Genomic DNA, 15768 nt, shown 5'->3' on the forward strand with positions numbered 1-15768 from the left:
CCTGACACTCGGCACCGGAGCCGGATGCGTGCGCCAGCGCCCCGGCATCCTAGCAACGCGCGACAAACTACGGTGAGCCCGAACACATTCCATCGGCACACGGCCTGGACGCGACCGGAGCTGCCGAGGCGCGACTGCCCCACCGGGGAGGCTCGGCCCACACCGACCGGCCGCGCGGGGCGCGTCGAAGTCGCCCCCTCTTCGTGGTCACCGGCTGCGGTCTGGACACCGGTCCGCGCCGGTCACGGTCCGGCACGCGAGCTCGGCACTCGGGAGCACCGCGAAGCCGGATCCTCCGCGCCTTCGGTGTGGGCGGTACCCGCGTCGAGTGCGCAGATGAGAGGCTCCCACCATGCCTCGCATCGCATCCCCGCAAAATCTCGGGCCCGTGACGTGACACCCGACTTGGTCGTTTGCGGTCTCGGCCCGGCCGGTCGCGCCCTCGCACACCGCGCCGTGGCGCGCGGACTCACGGTCACCGTGGTGGATCCCGCGCCGGAGCGCAGGTGGACGGCCACCTACGCGATGTGGGCCGACGAACTGCCGGAGTGGCTGGCGCCGGGGGTCGTCGCGGCCACGGTGCCCCGGCCGCTGGCATGGGGAACGCGCGCGTACCAGGTGGACCGCCCGTACGTCGTGCTGGACACCGGTCGATTGCAGACCGCGCTGACGCCGGCCGACGCGAACGTCCTCACCGACCGCGCCGCCCACATCGCTCCCGAACGGGTGACCTTGGCTTCCGGTGCGTCGATCACCGGCGCCAGGGTGATCGACGCGCGCGGACTCGCTCGCTCGCCCGCCCGGGCCGAGCAGACCGCCTACGGCGTCATCGTGGACGCGGAACGCTGCGGTGGACTCGACCCGCTGTTCATGGACTGGCGGCCGGACAACGGCGCCGCACCCGGCGCGCCGCGCTCGTTCCTCTACGCCGTCCCGTTGGACGACAGGCGGATGCTGCTCGAGGAAACCTGTCTGGCCGGCCGTCCTGCGTTGACCGGTGCGCAACTGCGCGCACGCTTGCGGCACCGGCTCGACGCCAGGGGCATCCGATACACCGGCGAGGAGCCCGTGGAACACGTCCGATTCCCGGTGCAGGGCGGCCGTCCCGGTCCGCGGAGGTTCGGGGCGGCGGGCGGGTTCCTGCACCAGGCGACCGGGTACAGCATCGGCGCCGCGCTGGCCTCGGCCGATGCCGTGGCGGCGGGACAAGACGTCTGGCCTGCCGCGGCACGCGTCGTCCACCGGCTGCGCGGTGCCGGGTTGCGCGCCCTGCTCGCGCTGCCGCCCGAGGATCTCCCGCTGTTCTTCGACACCTTCTTCGCGCTGCCCCCGGCGACGCAACGCGCGTATCTGTCGGGCCGCACCGACCTCGCGGGCACGGCCGCGGCGATGAGCGCGCTCTTCGTGGCGTTGCCGGGGCGGCTGCGGCGGCGTGTCGTGGCCGCGACACTCGGGGTTCCGGTTCCCTCGCGAGGTCGAGGGGCTTCGGCCATGATGGGTGTATGAGATCGATCTGGAAGGGCTCGATCGCATTCGGGCTGGTGAACGTTCCGGTGAAGGTGTACACCGCCACCGAGGACCACGACATCCGGTTCCATCAGGTGCACGCCAAGGATGGAGGCCGGATCAAATACGAGCGCGTGTGCACCGTGTGCGGTGAATCCGTCCAGTACACCGAGATCGACAAGGCCTACGAGTCCCCGGACGGCGACAAGATCGTCCTCAGTGACGAGGACTTCGCGAAACTGCCGGTGGCCGAGAAGCATGAGATTCCGGTGCTCCAGTTCGTCCCGTCCGAGCAGATCGACCCGATCCTGTTCGAGAAGAGCTACTACCTGGAACCTGATTCGAGCACGCCGAAGGCTTACGTCCTGCTGGCGCGGACCCTGGAGAAGATCGAGCGCACCGCCCTGGTGTATTTCACTCTGCGGCAGAAGACGCGGCTGGCCGCGCTGCGCGTCCGTGAGGGCGTTCTGGTGGTCCAGACGCTGCTGTGGCCGGACGAAGTCCGCTCGGTCGACTTCGAGTCCCTCGACGGGGTCGCCGACCCCAGGCCGCAGGAGATCAAGATGGCCGAGACGCTGGTCGAGGCCATGTCCGACGACTTCGATCCGGAGCAGTTCACCGACGAGTACCAGATCGAATTGAAGCGCCTGCTCGACGAGGCGATCGCCAGCGGCACCGGCAAAGTGCCCGAGCAGCCGGAGCTCGCGCCCAGCGGGATGGACGCCGAGGTGGTCGACCTGGTCGCCGCGCTGCAGCGCAGCCTGGAGGCGAGCGGACGCCGGACCGCGGGTGGCGACGGCGCCGAGCCGAAGAAGACCGCGAAGAAGACCGCGGCCAAGAGCGCCGGGGGCAAGAGCGCAGCCAAGAGCACCGCGTCCAAGAGCAGCGCGTCCAAGAGCGCGGCCGCCAAGAGCGCGGCGAAGAAGACGCCTGCGAAGAAGGCGGCCAAGAAGGCCCCGACGCGCAAAGGCGCCTGACAACCGGGGTCTCGGAACCGCAGGGCGGCGGCAGGTCAGCCCTGGGCCGCGAGTTGCCTGCCCTCCTCGAAGAACTCCAGCAGGGCCGCGACGGTGTTCACCGCGCCACGTGGCCTGAGCGCGCCGAACGGCGCGTTCCAGAAATCGCCGGTTCGTGGGGTCCACGGCCCGATATAGGCGTACGGGCCGGGATGTGCGTCGTCTCCCGGTGAAACCCCGTAGTTCACTTCGTCGAGCGTGCTCGACAGATCGAAATGCTCCGGCCACAGCACCGGCGTCACGCTGGAAGCCAGGCAGCGCAACGCCTTGTCCCCTACCGCGAGCCAGTCTTCGATCAACCCGGCCGCCGAGGAGTCCACCTCGATCGCCGCATCGGGGTCTACACCCGTGGTGTCCGTGTACACACCCTCCGGCGGCCCCGGTTCGAAACCCGCAGCCATGGCGACCTCTCGATAGGTCCCCTCCAGCCGGACCCGCCCTTCCGGCCAGACCAATTCCTCTCCGACAACCGAGACCGGCCACCGCACGCCCCCGAAGCCTCCCCGCACGACACCCAAGCGGATAGTGCCGAACTCCCGGAACTGCGGCCCAGCGATCAACAACTCCGCGACCGCGTGCAACCCGACGCGCGATCGCCGATACGTCACCTCGTCCACCTCCGCATCATCTCCGCTGTCCCAGGCCTCGCGCAGGCATTTCCGACGGGTGGCGCCCGGCTTCGCCCATCACTACCGGATGCCGACCGGGGAACGCCTCACCTAGCGACCCGCCTTCCCGCAGGACACAGTGGCCTCAGTCGACAAGTGCACCGCCCGACAGATTGACAACGGTTCCGGTCATGACTCCAGCGCGATCCGAAGCAAGGAACGCGGCCGTCTCCGCGACTTCGGAGAGCGTGGGCAGCCTTTTCAGGAGCGTCCCCTGCGCCATCGCCCCGCCTTCGAGCAACTCCTGGACCGATTCCCCCGCCGCTGCCGCGATCTGGATGAAGAGATCCTTGGTGTAGGACCCCGCCGCCGGGGCGTCGACGACAGCGTGTGGACGGATGTCGATGACCCGGATGTTGCGGGGTGCCAGTTCCGCGGCCAGCCCCCGCGCAAAGGCTTCCTTGCCTGCCGCGCTCACGGCGTGCCCCAGGATGCCGCCCGCAGCCAGTTTGGCGCCTGGCTCGGACAAGGTCAGAATGACGCCAGGACGCTCGCGACCCATGTGCGGTGCCACAGCCTTGCTCGTGATGAACAGCGTCCGCAGAAAGCCGTCGATCGGCCGCATGAACTCCGCCAGAGAGAGGTCCGCCAGCACCGTCCCCTGGTCGTGCATGACGCTCACGGCGTTGAGGGCGATGTCGATGCTCCCGACCGCCACCGCGATCGCGTTGGCATGCTTTTCGACCGCCTGTTGATCGAGAACGTCGACGCGCGCGGTCTCGACTGTCCCGCCCGTGGCGGCGATGTCATGCGCCACGGCGTCGAGCTTCGCCTGCGTTCGCCCGGCGAGGAACACCCTCGCGCCTTCTCGGGCGAATACCCGTGCGATCGCGCCGCCGATAGCGCCCCCGCCGCCATAGATCACAGCGTTCTTGTCCTCGAGCAGCAATCCACTCATGTGTCCTCCGGGTGATCGATTTCCGATGGTTACGCAAGCCGATGGCTCGAGCTGGTCAGCGTGCCGACCCGTTCCACGAGCAGGTCGAGCAGACGGCGCCTGATCGGGTCCCCCTTCGCCGACCAGATCTCGTCGGCGACCGCAACGGTCATCGCGGCACCACGGAAGTGGCGTAGCTCTGCAACCTCAGGACCGATACGCAACCATTGGTTGCGTATCATCCTAACCGAAGGTCCTGACAATCCGCAACCTCTTGTTGCGCAATGCTCGCGCGGTCGACACAGGCTGGACCAAGCCACGGCGAACTTCGATCGAAACTGCGGCGGCGACTGACGCGCGCTTGTCCATCAGCGCCGCGGATGCTGCCCTTCGGCGGCTTCAGGCGCGAGCTCAAGGCCCCCGGTTCACACCAGATCGGCATCACGGGCCCCACCGCCACAGGGGTGTCCCTCCGGCAACGCGGACGCGGGCGTGGAAGCCGGCGTGAAGGCGTCGTGATGGTCAGGAGGGCCGGGTGATGCCTTCGCTGCTGCCGAAGCTGGCTTCCTCGTGGCTGACGAGTCCGAGCAACGCCAGCGGCCGGGGGGTCACCGCGATGGTCAGGTAGGAGACCGTGATCGCCCAGCGGTTGACGGCTCTCGGCACGGCGAAAGTGTGATAGGCGCGCGTCACCGCCTTGGCGGGCAGACCGGAGAGGCGAATGCCCATCGGGTTGGCGACGGCGAAGCCCGGCCCGAGGTCGACGACCAGACCGAGGTCGCGATGCTTGTAGTCGGCGGCGGTGCCGATGCCGAGGCTGGCGGCGACGTTCCTGGCCAGCGTCTTGCCCTGCCGCGAGGCGTGCTGTGCGGTGGGCGGCGTGATCCGCCCCGGCTTGGTGAGGTCGGGCACGGCCGCCGCGTCCCCGCCCGCGAAGACGTCGGGGTGACCGGGCACGGTCAGTTTCGCGTCGACGACCAAGCGACCCTTCTCCAACGGCAGGCCGAGCGTGCCGAGCACCGGCGCGCCGGTCACACCGGTCACCCAGGCGACGGTGTGCGTCGGGACCACCGTGCCGTCGGTGAGCACCACCGAGTTCTCGTCGAGTTTCTTCAGCGAGGTCTCCAACCGGATCTCGATCCCCCGTTTGCGCAGCACCTTCAGCACCTTGTCGCTGAGCCGCTCGCCGACTTCGGGCATCACCCTGGGCGCCATGTCGAGCAGCAGGAAACGCACTTCGGCGGGGTCGAATCCGCGACGCGCGGCGTAGGCGTCGGCGAGGGCGCGCAACTGCGCGATCAGCTCGGTACCCGCGTACGACGCCCCCACGACGACCACTGTGCGGCGAGCCCGCCGGACGTCGTCGTCCTCTTCGTCGTCGGCGAGTTCGAGTTGGCGCAGCAACTGCTCGCGCAGGTACAGCGCCTCGGCGACGGTCTTGAGCCCGCGCGCGTGCTCCGCCAATCCCGGTATGTCGAACAGCCGGGTGACCGATCCGGGTGTGAGCACCAACCGATCCCACGACAACTGCCGCGGCGGGTACTGCTCACCGGCCACCGTGATCGTCTTGTTCTGCAGGTCCACCGACCGGACGTGCGCGACCACGAGCCGGACCTGCGGCAGCGAATCGGCCAGTGAGATGGCGACGAACCGGGGGTCGATCAGTCCGCCCGCCACATCCGGCAGCAGCGGGGTGTAGAGCATGTAGTCGTTCGGGGTGACCAGCACGATTTCGACGTCCCGGTTCGCCTTCGCCACGATGCGGCAGAGCTTCTGGGCGCAGGTGAACCCGGAGAACCCGCTTCCGACGATCACGACCCGCTGCGGGCTCACAGTATTCCGTTCCGGCACGGAGACCTCCTCGGCGTCAGCTCCCCGACGCGATTCCCGCCCAGATCCGCCCGAAACCGCGCCACCGGCCTCTCGTGTCCCGGCGGACTCCGCCGGGACACGAGAGCCACCGATGGTTTGGCGGTCCGAGGGGGTGGTAGTGCGTCGGTGTCAGTTGCTCGAATCGGCGATTGCGCGAAAGGAGCACAGCATGGGCCAGGTCAATCCGATCCAGGTACAGAAGTACCTCTCCGGCGTCGACTATCCGTGCGACCGCGAGGGCATTGTCTCGGCAGCCCGGGACAACGGAGCGGACAGAGACATCATCGACGCGCTCGAGGGAATTCCCGACCGGACCTACGACGGCCCGAACGCGGTCAGCCAAGCCGTCTCGTGAACCGCCGCGACCACGGGCCCGGACCACTGACTCAGGCCGTGCCGGACCCGTGGTCGCTCGCACGACCCCTGAGCCCGCTGCGGACCCGCACAGCCGGGCACTCGGAAGGAGGAACGCTGTGGACGCATTGACATTTCTGCGCACCGACCACGAAGGCGTACTCGGGATTCTCGAGTCCCTCGAACGTGGCCGGGGCAGCGGCGACGCAGAGGTTCGCGCTCGCGGCGATCTGGTGACCACCCTGGTGATCGCGGAATCGCAGCACGAGGCGATCGAGGAGCAGTTCTTCTGGCCCGAAGTCCGTCGGACGGTCCCGGACGGCGACGAACTCGCCGATCGGGCGATCGGCCAGGAGGACAGGGCCAAGAAATTGCTTCAGCAGTTGAAGAACTCGCAGGCGGGCAGCTCGGAATTCGAGCGGGCGCTGACCGAGTTCATTCCCGCCGCGCGCGCCCACATCGAGTTCGAGCAGTCCGAGGTATGGCCCGCGTTCTCGGACGCGATACCACCGGAGACGTCCAACGAACTGGGGCGCAAAATGGCCGCGGCCAAGGCCATGGCGCCGACCCGGCCGCATCCGAGCGCCCCGTCGAGCCCCGGATATCTGAAGACCGTGGGCATGGTATCCGCGCTCGTGGACAAGGCCCGCGACCTGATCAGCGGCAGGCGCTCCCACTACCCGCCGACCGCGCCCCCGTCCTGACCCCGGCGCAAAAGCGCCGACGTGCCCGCGACCGGCGGTCGCGGCGACTCGGCACGCTTATTTCCGGAACCGGGACTCCAGTTCGGCGAGCGTCGCTCGCAGATCGGTCTTGAAGATCCCCTGGGAACCGGCTTCCGCGCGCACCGCGGCCTCGACCTCCGGATGGGCGAGCAGGGGCCGGCGGCGGTGGTCTCGGCGACTTCGCCTTGGTCTACGGCTACCAGCGCTTCGCCTGGCGGGTCACGCTCGTCGCGACGCTGATCATCATCGCGGGCGTGCAGTGCATCCAGTTCTCCGGCAACTGGCCGGACCGGAAAGTATTGCGCCGCTGAGCTATCCAGCGGTCGAGGTGCAGGCGGTCAATCGCACGCTCGCAGCACGGGGAATCGCGCTGCCGAGGTCGGGGAACGGCGGAGCGCTGGGACCGAGGACCTCGATGGCCCGGCGTTCGGCTTCGGCTCGGGTGGCGCCCCACGCCCATCCGTGCCTGCCGTCGGCGCCGCGCACCACGGACCCGCAGGCGTTCCAGAACTGCACCACCGTCCGGCAGTCGGCAACACCGCATTGAGCGCGAGCCGCGGTGTCCGCGGCGGCGGCGCTCGCATAGTCCACCGCCGAAGTGACGGCACCCGTGCTGGAGGAAAACGCCAGCGCGCCATAATAGGTCGCCGCACGCGCTTCACCCGCAGGAGCGCCGACCACGGCGCAGGTGGCGGCCGACACCGCCGCGAGCCCGAGGGCAGCCTTGTGCGGCACCGACATGTGCGGATCCTCCCCGTCTCTCGTCTGTGGGGTCAGATCATCGCCGGACTCGTACGCTTTGTCCAAAGCGGGCTTCCCACCGTGGGCGGGTCCGTGATACCGGCGCGGTAGGCGCTCGCCTGACGAGAGCCCTTCGCGCCGAGTACCGGGCGATGCGGCCGTGCGGATGGGTAGTGACCGGAAGGGCCGCTGGTGACCGGCACCCACCACCACTGCACGCGGCGGATATGACTCAGCCGCCGGAGCACCTTGTTCGGGCGCTGTCCGGCGGCTGTTTCCGACTCCGGCTATTACACCGTGAACCCGAGGGCGCGCAGCTGCTCGCGGCCGTCCTCGGTGATCTTGTCCGGCCCCCACGGCGGCATCCAGACCCAGTTGATCTTCAGGTCTTCCACCAGCCCGCTGCGCACCAGCGCGTTGCGGGACTGGTCCTCGATGACGTCGGTCAACGGGCAGGCCGCCGAGGTCAGCGTCATGTCGAGGACCGCGATGTTCTCCTCCTCGACGCGCAACCCGTAGACCAGGCCGAGATCGACCACATTGATGCCCAGTTCCGGGTCGACGACGTCGCGCATCGCCTCTTCGATGTCCTCGAGCAGCTTGATGTCCTCCGCGGACAGCTCGGCCGGTTCGGCGGCCGGCGCGGCCGGTTCGGTCGTGTCGGTGGCCGGTGTGTCACTCATGCGCTTCCCCGTTTCCCATCGGACGGTGTCAGTTCTCTTCCGCGGCGCCGGCGGGCTGCGCGGGGCCGATCCTGAGGACGGCGTCCTTGAACGCCATCCACCCGAGCAGCGCGCACTTCACCCGCGCGGGGTATTTCGAGACACCCGCCAAGGCGACGCCGTCGCCGATCACGTCCTCGTCGCCCTCGACGGTGCCGCGGCTGGAGATCATCTCACTGTAGGAGTCGACCACCTTCAGCGCCTGTTGCACCGGCAGCCCGATGACCTGGTCGGTGAGGATCGAGGTGGCGGCCTGGCTGATCGAGCAGCCCTGGCCGTCGTAGGAGACATCGGCGATGTCACCGTTGTCGTTCAACTGCACGCGCAAGGTCACCTCGTCGCCGCAGGTCGGGTTCACGTGGTGTACCTCGGCCCCGAACGGCTCGCGCAGCCCCCGGTGATGCGGGTGCTTGTAGTGGTCCAGGATCACTTCCTGGTACATCTGCTCCATGCGCATGTCTTATGCAACTCCGAAGAAGCTCTGTGCCTTCCGCACGGCGGCGACCAGCGCGTCCACCTCGGCCAGGGTGTTGTAGACCGCGAAGGAGGCGCGCGCGGTGGCGGCGACGCCGAAACGCCGGTGCAGCGGCCACGCGCAGTGGTGGCCCACCCGGATGGCGACGCCCTCGTCGTCCAGGATCTGCCCGACGTCATGGGCGTGGATGCCGTCGACGACGAACGCGACCGCACCGCCGCGATCGAGGTTCTCGGTGGGCCCGATCACCCGCACGCCGTCGATCCCGGCCAGTCCTTCCAGCGCCGCGCCCACCAACGTGTGCTCGTGCGCCGCGACGGCGTCCATGCCGATCTCTTCGAGATACCGCACGGCCGCGCCCAATCCGACCACCTGCGAGGTCATCGGCACACCGGCCTCGAAGCGCTGCGGCGGCGGCGCGTAGGTGCTGTGGTCCATGAAGACCGTCTCGATCATGGAACCACCGGTGATGAACGGCGGCATGTCCTCCAGCAGCGCGCGGCGGCCGAAGAGCACGCCGACGCCGGAGGGACCGAGCATCTTGTGACCGGAGAACGCGGCGAAATCCACACCGAGGGAACGGAAGTCGACCGGCATGTGCGGCACCGACTGGCAGGCGTCGAGCACGACCAGCGCGCCCACCGCCTTCGCCCGGCGGACCAGTTCCTCGACCGGAGACACGGCGCCGGTGACGTTGGACTGGTGGGTGAAAGCGATCACCTTGGTGGCGGGCGACAATTCCAGCGAGTCCAGGTCGATCCGGCCGTCGTCGGTCACGCCGTACCACTTCAGCGTGGCGCCGGTGCGGCGGGCCAGCTCCTGCCAGGGCACCAGATTCGCGTGATGCTCCAGCTCGGTGACGACGATCTCGTCGCCCGGGCCCACGTGGTGGGGGAACCGGTCGTCGGCGAACGCGTAGGTCACCAGATTCAACGACTCGGTGGCGTTCTTGGTGAACACGATCTCGCCCGCGTCGACGCCGACGAACCGCGCGATGTCGGCCCGCGCGCCCTCGTAGGCGTCGGTCGCCTCCTCGGCCAGCTGGTGCGCGCCGCGATGCACCGCCGAGTTGCTGGTGATCAGGAAGTCGCGTTCGGCTTCGAGCACCTCGATCGGCCGCTGCGCGGTCGCGCCGGAGTCCAGGTACACCAACGGTTTCCCGTCCCGGACCGTGCGGTTCAGGATCGGGAAGTCGGCCCGGATGCGGGCGACGTCGAGGGTGCGGACCGTAGCGGTCATATCAGGCTCCAGCGGTAGCGGTCTGAGTGAAGCGGACGTAGCCGTTGGCGTCGAGTTCCTCGGCGAGCTCGGGGCCGCCCTCGGCGACGATGCGGCCACCGACGAAGACGTGCACGAACTGCGGCTGGATGTAGCGCAGGATGCGGGTGTAGTGCGTGATCAGCAGGACACCGCCGTTCTCGCGCTCCTTGTAGCGGTTGACCCCCTCGGAGACGATGCGCAGCGCGTCGACGTCCAAGCCGGAGTCGGTCTCGTCCAGGATGGCGATCTTCGGCTTGAGCAGGCCCAGCTGGAGGATCTCGTGGCGCTTCTTCTCGCCGCCGGAGAAGCCCTCGTTCACGCTGCGCTCGGCGAAGGCGGCGTCGATCTCCAGCTCGCTCATCGACTCCTTCACCTCCTTGACCCAGTGCCGCAGCTTGGGGGCCTCGCCGCGCACGGCGGTGGCGGCGGTGCGCAGGAAGTTCGACATCGAGACGCCGGGAACCTCGACCGGGTACTGCATGGCGAGGAACAGGCCCGCACGCGCACGCTCGTCCACCGACATCGCCAGCACGTCCTCGCCGTCCAGGGTGATCGTGCCGGAGGTCACCGTGTACTTCGGGTGACCGGCGATCGCGTAGGACAGCGTCGATTTGCCGGAGCCGTTCGGGCCCATGATGGCGTGCGTCTCACCGGATTTCACCGTGAGGTTCACGCCCTTGAGGATCTTGATGGGCTCGCCGGACTCGTCGGGGTTGGCGACCTCGACGTGCAGGTCCTTGATTTCCAGGGTGGTCATCGAATTCGGATTCCTTTGCCAGGTATGGGGGTCGTTGATCAGGCGCCGATGGCGGCGAGTTCGGCCTCGATGGCCGCCTCCAGCCGCTCCCGGACCTCGGGCACCGCGATCTTCTGGATGATCTCGTGGAAGAAACCGCGCACCACCAGGCGGCGGGCGGCATCCTCCGGGATGCCGCGGGCACGCAGGTAGAACAGCTGCTCGTCGTCGAACCTGCCGGTCGCGGAAGCGTGTCCGGCTCCGACGATCTCGCCGGTCTCGATCTCCAGGTTCGGCACCGAGTCCGCCCGCGCGCCGTCGGTGAGCACCAGGTTGCGGTTCACCTCGAAGGTGTCGGTGCCCTCGGCGGCGGCGCGGATGAGCACGTCGCCGACCCACACGGTGCGAGCGTCGCCCTTCGACGAGTTCGGGTCGCCTTGCAGCGCACCCTTGTACAGCACGTTCGACTTGCAGTTCGGCACCGCGTGGTCGACCAGCAGGCGCTGCTCGAAATGCTGACCCGCGTCGGCGAAGTAGAGGCCGAGCAGTTCGGCGTCGCCGCCGGGGCCGTCGTAGCGGACGTTGCCGGTCAGGCGCACCAGGTCGCCGCCGAGGGTGACCGAGGTGTGCCGCAGGGTGGCATCGCGACCGAGCTTCGCGTGATGGGCGGTGGCGTGTACGGCGTCGTCGGCCCAGTCCTGGACGGCGACGACGGTCAGCGAGGCCGAATCGCCGAGCACGAATTCGACGTTCTCGGCGTAGATTCCGCTGCCGCGCTGGTCGATGACCACGGTCGCCTTGGCGAAGCGGTCCAGCCGGATCTGCAAGTGGCCGTAGGCGGTCTTGCCTTCGCCGGGGCCGGTGATCGTGACGGTCACCGGCTCGGCGACCTCGACCTCCTTGCCCACCGACACGACGGTGGCCTGCTCGAAGCCCGAGTAGGCCTGCGCGGCGACACGATCGGACGGCACGCCGCCCGCGCCGAGCCGCGCGTCGGAGCGGTCGACCGTCTCAAGCGTCACGCCCTCGGACACGGCGACCTCGACGGTCGCGCGGCCGTCGCGGACCGCGGTGCCGTCCTGCAGGCCGCGCAGGCGGCGCAACGGGGTGAACCGCCACGCCTCGTCCTTGGCGGACGGCACCTCGAAGGCGTTGACGTCGAACGAGGTGAAGACCTCGCCCTTGTTGATCGCGGGGGTACGAGCCTCGGCGGCTTCGGCGACGTTGTCCACGGCCATCAGCCGACGGCTCCTTCCATCTGCAGTTCGATCAGGCGGTTCAGTTCGAGGGCGTACTCCATCGGCAGTTCCTTGGCGATCGGCTCGACGAAGCCGCGCACCACCATCGCCATCGCCTCGTCCTCGGTGAGGCCGCGGCTCATCAGGTAGAACAGCTGATCCTCGGAGACCTTCGAGACGGTCGCCTCGTGCCCCATGGTCACGTCGTCCTCGCGGATGTCCACGTAGGGATAGGTGTCCGAGCGGCTGATCGTGTCCACCAGCAGCGCGTCGCACTTCACCGTCGACTTCGAGCCGTGCGCGCCCTTGTTCACCTGGACCAGGCCGCGGTAGGAGGCCCGGCCGCCGCCGCGCGCCACCGACTTCGACACGATGGTCGAGGAGGTGTGCGGCGCGAGGTGCAGCATCTTGGCGCCGGTGTCCTGGTGCTGGCCCTCGCCGGCGAACGCCACCGAGAGCACCTCGCCCTTGGCGTACTCGCCGGTCATCCAGACCGCGGGGTACTTCATGGTGACCTTGGAGCCGATGTTGCCGTCGATCCACTCCATGGTCGCGCCCGCCTCGGCCTTGGCCCGCTTGGTGACCAGGTTGTAGACGTTGTTCGACCAGTTCTGGATGGTGGTGTAGCGGCAGCGGCCGCCCTTCTTCACGATGATCTCCACCACCGCGGAGTGCAGCGAGTCGGACTTGTAGATCGGCGCGGTGCAGCCCTCGACGTAGTGCACGTACGCGCCCTCGTCGACGATGATCAGGGTCCGCTCGAACTGGCCCATGTTCTCGGTGTTGATCCGGAAGTAGGCCTGCAGCGGGATATCCACGTGCACGCCCGGCGGCACGTAGATGAACGAGCCGCCCGACCACACGGCGGTGTTCAGCGCGGAGAACTTGTTGTCGCCCGCGGGGATGACCGAGCCGAAGTACTGCTGGAAGATCTCCGGGTGCTCTTTGAGCCCGGTGTCGGTGTCCAGGAAGATCACGCCCTGGGCCTCCAGGTCCTCGCGGATCTGGTGGTACACCACCTCGGACTCGTACTGCGCGGCCACACCGGCGACCAGCCGCTGCTTCTCCGCCTCGGGGATGCCCAGCTTGTCGTAGGTGTTCTTGATGTCCTCGGGCAGCTCGTCCCAGGAAGCGGCCTGCTTCTCGGTGGAGCGGACGAAGTACTTGATGTTGTCGAAGTCGATGCCATCGAGGTTGGAGCCCCACAGCGGCATCGGCTTGCGATCGAAGATGCGCAGGGCCTTCAGCCGCTGTTCGAGCATCCATTCCGGCTCGTTCTTCTTCGCCGAGATGTCGCGGACAACCGCCTCGGACAGACCTCGTTGCGCGCTGGCGCCGGCCACATCCGAATCGGCCCAGCCGTAACCGTATTTGCCCAGTGAGGCGATGGCCTCTTCCTGGGTGAGCGGTTGCACCTGGTCGGTGGTCGTCGTCATTCGGCACTCCTTCCGGAGTCGTTCGTTCGTACCGCTGCGGGCTGTGCAGCGGTTGGTGCTGACGTTCTGGTGCGGTCGGGGGGCAGCACGAGCAGCGGCACGTGCGTGGTGCACGCGCAGTCGCCGTTGGCGATCGTGGCCAGCCGCTGCACGTGGGTGCCGAGCAGCTCCCGGAACGCCTCGAGTTCCGCCGCGCACAGCTGCGGGAACTCCTCGGCGACGTGCGCCACGGGGCAGTGGTGCTGGCAGATCTGCACACCCGCGCCCACCTTGCGGGTGGTGGCGGCGAACCCCGCGTCGGTGAACGCCTCGGCGATCTCCTCGGCTTTGGCCTCGGTCTGTTCCGTGGTGTGCTCGCCGACCGGTTCGATCCCGGCCACGATAGTGCGTGCTCGTTTGCGGGCGAACTCGGTGATGGCCTGTTCGCCGCCGATCTCCCCGAGCTGCCGGATCGCGGCCCCCGCCAGATCGTCGTAGGCGTGACCGAGCTGGCCTCGCCCGGCGGCGGTGAGCTGGTACTGCTTGGCCGGGCGGCCCCGGCCTTTCTGCTGCCAGGGCGCCGATCGGCCGGCTCGTGCCTGACCGGAGTCGATCAGGGCGTCCAAATGCCTGCGCACACCCGCCGGTGCCAGGCCGAGCCTGTTCCCGATCGCGGTGGCGGTGATCGGTCCTTCCTCCAGCAGCAGCTGGACGATGGCCGCTCGGGTGTGTCCTTCGCCGCCGACCGTCGCGGGGGCAGCAGCCGACCCGGCACCGGCCCGGCGGCCGGCCCCTTCGTCGTTCCTCCGCAAACCCACGGTTTTCACAACATCAGTGTGGCGGAATTCGTTCCCGAAATCTAATAAGGGTGCCCTGAGTCAGCGGCCCGACCGACCTGCGGGTATTCCGGCACAGCGGACAGGCGCGCGCGCAGGCCCGGACAAGTGTCCACCCGTGGAAACGCCCACTCCGCGCCCATCTCCCCCGGCTGACCTGCGCAGAGAAAACGTCGATCGGAATCGATCGCCGGGCATTCGGGAAAGCTCCGGCTCCCGCCACCACATCCGCGGCGCGGTCGTCGCAGGACGGCGACGACCCGCAGTGCTGTTCGTCACAGGCGCTCAGCGCACCGCGACCAGTTTCATCGGCGTCTCCAGCAGCGCGTCCACCGCCTCGTCCCACACCGCCGTCGCGGTGGTGACCAGCGACGGATCGAAGCGACCTGCCGCGACGAGTTCGAGCACCTCGGGGATGACGGGGCGCACGTGCGCGCGACCGGTGTGGAAGGTGCAGCACCGGGTGTACATGTCCAGGATCGGCAGGGCCACGTCCTGCAACTGGACGCTGACGCTCGTGCACCAGCCGTCGTATGCCGTGGCATCGATGGCCGCGCGCAGCGCCTTCGGCTCACCCGCCGCCTCCACCACGATCCGGAAACGCCCGACCCGCGCATCGCGCGGACCTTCGATCGCCTCCGCGCCGAAAGATTTCGCGATGTTCAGCCGCTCGACGGAGTCGTCGAGATAGACGACGCGGGCGGAGCCGAGCGCGACCGCGAGCCCGGCGGCGTACAAACCGATGGACGGTGCGGCAGGACCGCCGATCACCAGCACTTCGGCGCCGGGATCGGCGGCCAACTGCGGCGCCACCGAGCGATAGGCGTCCGGAATGTTGTCGCTGGCACTGGCTACCGCGGCCGGGTCGACGCCGGAGGGCAACCGCACCAGCATGGCGTCGGCGTGTGGCACCAGCGCCAGGTCGGCCCACAGCCCGCCCCAATCCAACCCGCCCATGGGGCCGAGACCGAAACTGGACAGGCGCGGATGGCTCGCGCAGTTCCCGGTCCGCCCACGCGCACAGGACGGGCACACGCCGCAGGAGATCTGGAACGGCACCACCACCAGGTCGCCCACCGCGACGCCGCGGACCTCCGGCCCGGCCTCGACCACTTCGGCGACTCCCTCGTGCCCGAACGGATACGGCCCGGGCAGTGGGAACGCGCCGCGCAGGACGGCCGGGTCGAGGTCGCAGGTGGCCAACGCGACCGGTCGCACCAGCGCCTGACCGGGCCCACTCAGCGCGGGTTCGGGATGTTCTTCCCAGCGCATCGCACCGGGCCCGGTCAGCATCAGACGCTTCATCGTCCAAGTGTCGCTAGAACGT

General features: G+C 68.8%; 17 protein-coding genes and 1 pseudogene. 5 read left to right on the plus strand and 13 right to left on the minus strand.

The genetic code is table 11. The annotated features are described in order from the left end of the window. Positions 1-336: 336 nt before the first annotated feature. Complete coding sequence (locus tag GVY64_RS00425; RefSeq protein WP_159837579.1) at positions 337-1506, plus strand: lycopene cyclase family protein; 1170 nt, start codon at positions 337-339, stop codon at positions 1504-1506. Then, the gene (gene ku / locus GVY64_RS00430; protein WP_159837581.1) at positions 1503-2483 is read left to right on the plus strand and encodes a non-homologous end joining protein Ku; all 981 of its coding nucleotides are present in this window, start codon (positions 1503-1505) and stop codon (positions 2481-2483) included. The genes GVY64_RS00425 and ku overlap by 4 nt, the downstream gene beginning before the upstream one ends. Before the next feature lie 35 nt (positions 2484-2518). Here the strand turns inward: ku and GVY64_RS00435 are convergent, their stop codons facing one another. The 4 genes from GVY64_RS00435 to GVY64_RS00450 form a co-directional block, all read right to left on the minus strand. Further along, positions 2519-3130, minus strand: a complete 612-nt coding sequence (locus GVY64_RS00435; protein ID WP_236566512.1) for a hypothetical protein — start codon at positions 3128-3130, stop codon at positions 2519-2521. A 145-nt stretch (positions 3131-3275) separates the two neighbouring features. After that, positions 3276-4088: an SDR family NAD(P)-dependent oxidoreductase gene (locus GVY64_RS00440; protein WP_159837585.1), complete on the minus strand. Its 813-nt coding sequence runs from the start codon at positions 4086-4088 to the stop codon at positions 3276-3278. A 29-nt stretch (positions 4089-4117) separates the two neighbouring features. After that, positions 4118-4240, minus strand: coding sequence for a hypothetical protein (locus GVY64_RS38595; RefSeq protein ID WP_268895571.1), 123 nt, complete (start codon positions 4238-4240; stop codon positions 4118-4120). Between the two features lie 349 nt (positions 4241-4589). Further along, a complete protein-coding gene (locus GVY64_RS00450) occupies positions 4590-5918 on the minus strand; it encodes an NAD(P)/FAD-dependent oxidoreductase (protein ID WP_236566513.1) in 1329 nt (442 codons plus the stop codon). 190 nt (positions 5919-6108) lie between these two features. Between GVY64_RS00450 and GVY64_RS00455 the strand changes: the two genes are divergently transcribed. From GVY64_RS00455 to GVY64_RS00465, 3 genes and pseudogenes are all read left to right on the plus strand, one after another. Then, positions 6109-6294 carry a DUF2795 domain-containing protein gene (locus GVY64_RS00455; RefSeq protein WP_159837587.1) on the plus strand — a complete coding sequence of 62 codons (186 nt, stop codon included), beginning with the start codon at positions 6109-6111 and terminating at the stop codon, positions 6292-6294. 118 nt (positions 6295-6412) lie between these two features. Beyond that, positions 6413-6997: a hemerythrin domain-containing protein gene (locus GVY64_RS00460; RefSeq protein ID WP_159837589.1), complete on the plus strand. Its 585-nt coding sequence runs from the start codon at positions 6413-6415 to the stop codon at positions 6995-6997. Between the two features lie 179 nt (positions 6998-7176). After that, positions 7177-7329: pseudogene (locus tag GVY64_RS00465) on the plus strand (ABC transporter permease); the annotation flags it as partial. Between the two features lies 1 nt (position 7330). Here the strand turns inward: GVY64_RS00465 and GVY64_RS00470 are convergent. The 9 genes from GVY64_RS00470 to GVY64_RS00510 all read right to left on the minus strand — a co-directional run bounded on the left by GVY64_RS00470 (position 7331) and on the right by GVY64_RS00510 (position 15746). Next, entirely contained in the window at positions 7331-7759 is a 429-nt protein-coding gene (locus tag GVY64_RS00470; RefSeq protein WP_159837591.1) for a DUF4189 domain-containing protein, read from the minus strand. Between the two features lie 290 nt (positions 7760-8049). Continuing rightward, on the minus strand, positions 8050-8442 hold the full coding sequence (locus GVY64_RS00475; RefSeq protein WP_159837593.1) for a metal-sulfur cluster assembly factor: 393 nt from the start codon (positions 8440-8442) through the stop codon (positions 8050-8052). A gap of 28 nt (positions 8443-8470) precedes the next feature. Beyond that, positions 8471-8938, minus strand: coding sequence for a Fe-S cluster assembly sulfur transfer protein SufU (gene sufU / locus GVY64_RS00480; protein ID WP_159837595.1), 468 nt, complete (start codon positions 8936-8938; stop codon positions 8471-8473). Positions 8939-8941: 3 nt separating this feature from the next. Further along, entirely contained in the window at positions 8942-10195 is a 1254-nt protein-coding gene (locus GVY64_RS00485) for a cysteine desulfurase (RefSeq protein ID WP_159837597.1), read from the minus strand. A 1-nt stretch (position 10196) separates the two neighbouring features. After that, positions 10197-10973, minus strand: a complete 777-nt coding sequence (gene sufC / locus GVY64_RS00490) for a Fe-S cluster assembly ATPase SufC (protein ID WP_159837599.1) — start codon at positions 10971-10973, stop codon at positions 10197-10199. A 38-nt stretch (positions 10974-11011) separates the two neighbouring features. Beyond that, positions 11012-12190, minus strand: a complete 1179-nt coding sequence (sufD, locus tag GVY64_RS00495) for a Fe-S cluster assembly protein SufD (protein ID WP_159837601.1) — start codon at positions 12188-12190, stop codon at positions 11012-11014. Continuing rightward, positions 12190-13626 (minus strand): Fe-S cluster assembly protein SufB, encoded by a 1437-nt coding sequence (gene sufB / locus GVY64_RS00500; protein ID WP_043727016.1) that lies wholly within the window; start codon positions 13624-13626, stop codon positions 12190-12192. The genes sufD and sufB overlap by 1 nt, the downstream gene beginning before the upstream one ends. After that, positions 13623-14432: a helix-turn-helix transcriptional regulator gene (locus GVY64_RS00505; RefSeq protein ID WP_159837603.1), complete on the minus strand. Its 810-nt coding sequence runs from the start codon at positions 14430-14432 to the stop codon at positions 13623-13625. Before GVY64_RS00505 ends, sufB begins: the two co-directional genes overlap by 4 nt. Before the next feature lie 294 nt (positions 14433-14726). Continuing rightward, positions 14727-15746 carry a zinc-dependent alcohol dehydrogenase gene (locus GVY64_RS00510; RefSeq protein ID WP_159837605.1) on the minus strand — a complete coding sequence of 340 codons (1020 nt, stop codon included), beginning with the start codon at positions 15744-15746 and terminating at the stop codon, positions 14727-14729. Between the last annotated feature and the right edge of the window lie 22 nt (positions 15747-15768).

The sequence above is a fragment of the Nocardia sp. CY41 genome (assembly GCF_009829325.1).
GTDB lineage: Bacteria > Actinomycetota > Actinomycetes > Mycobacteriales > Mycobacteriaceae > Nocardia.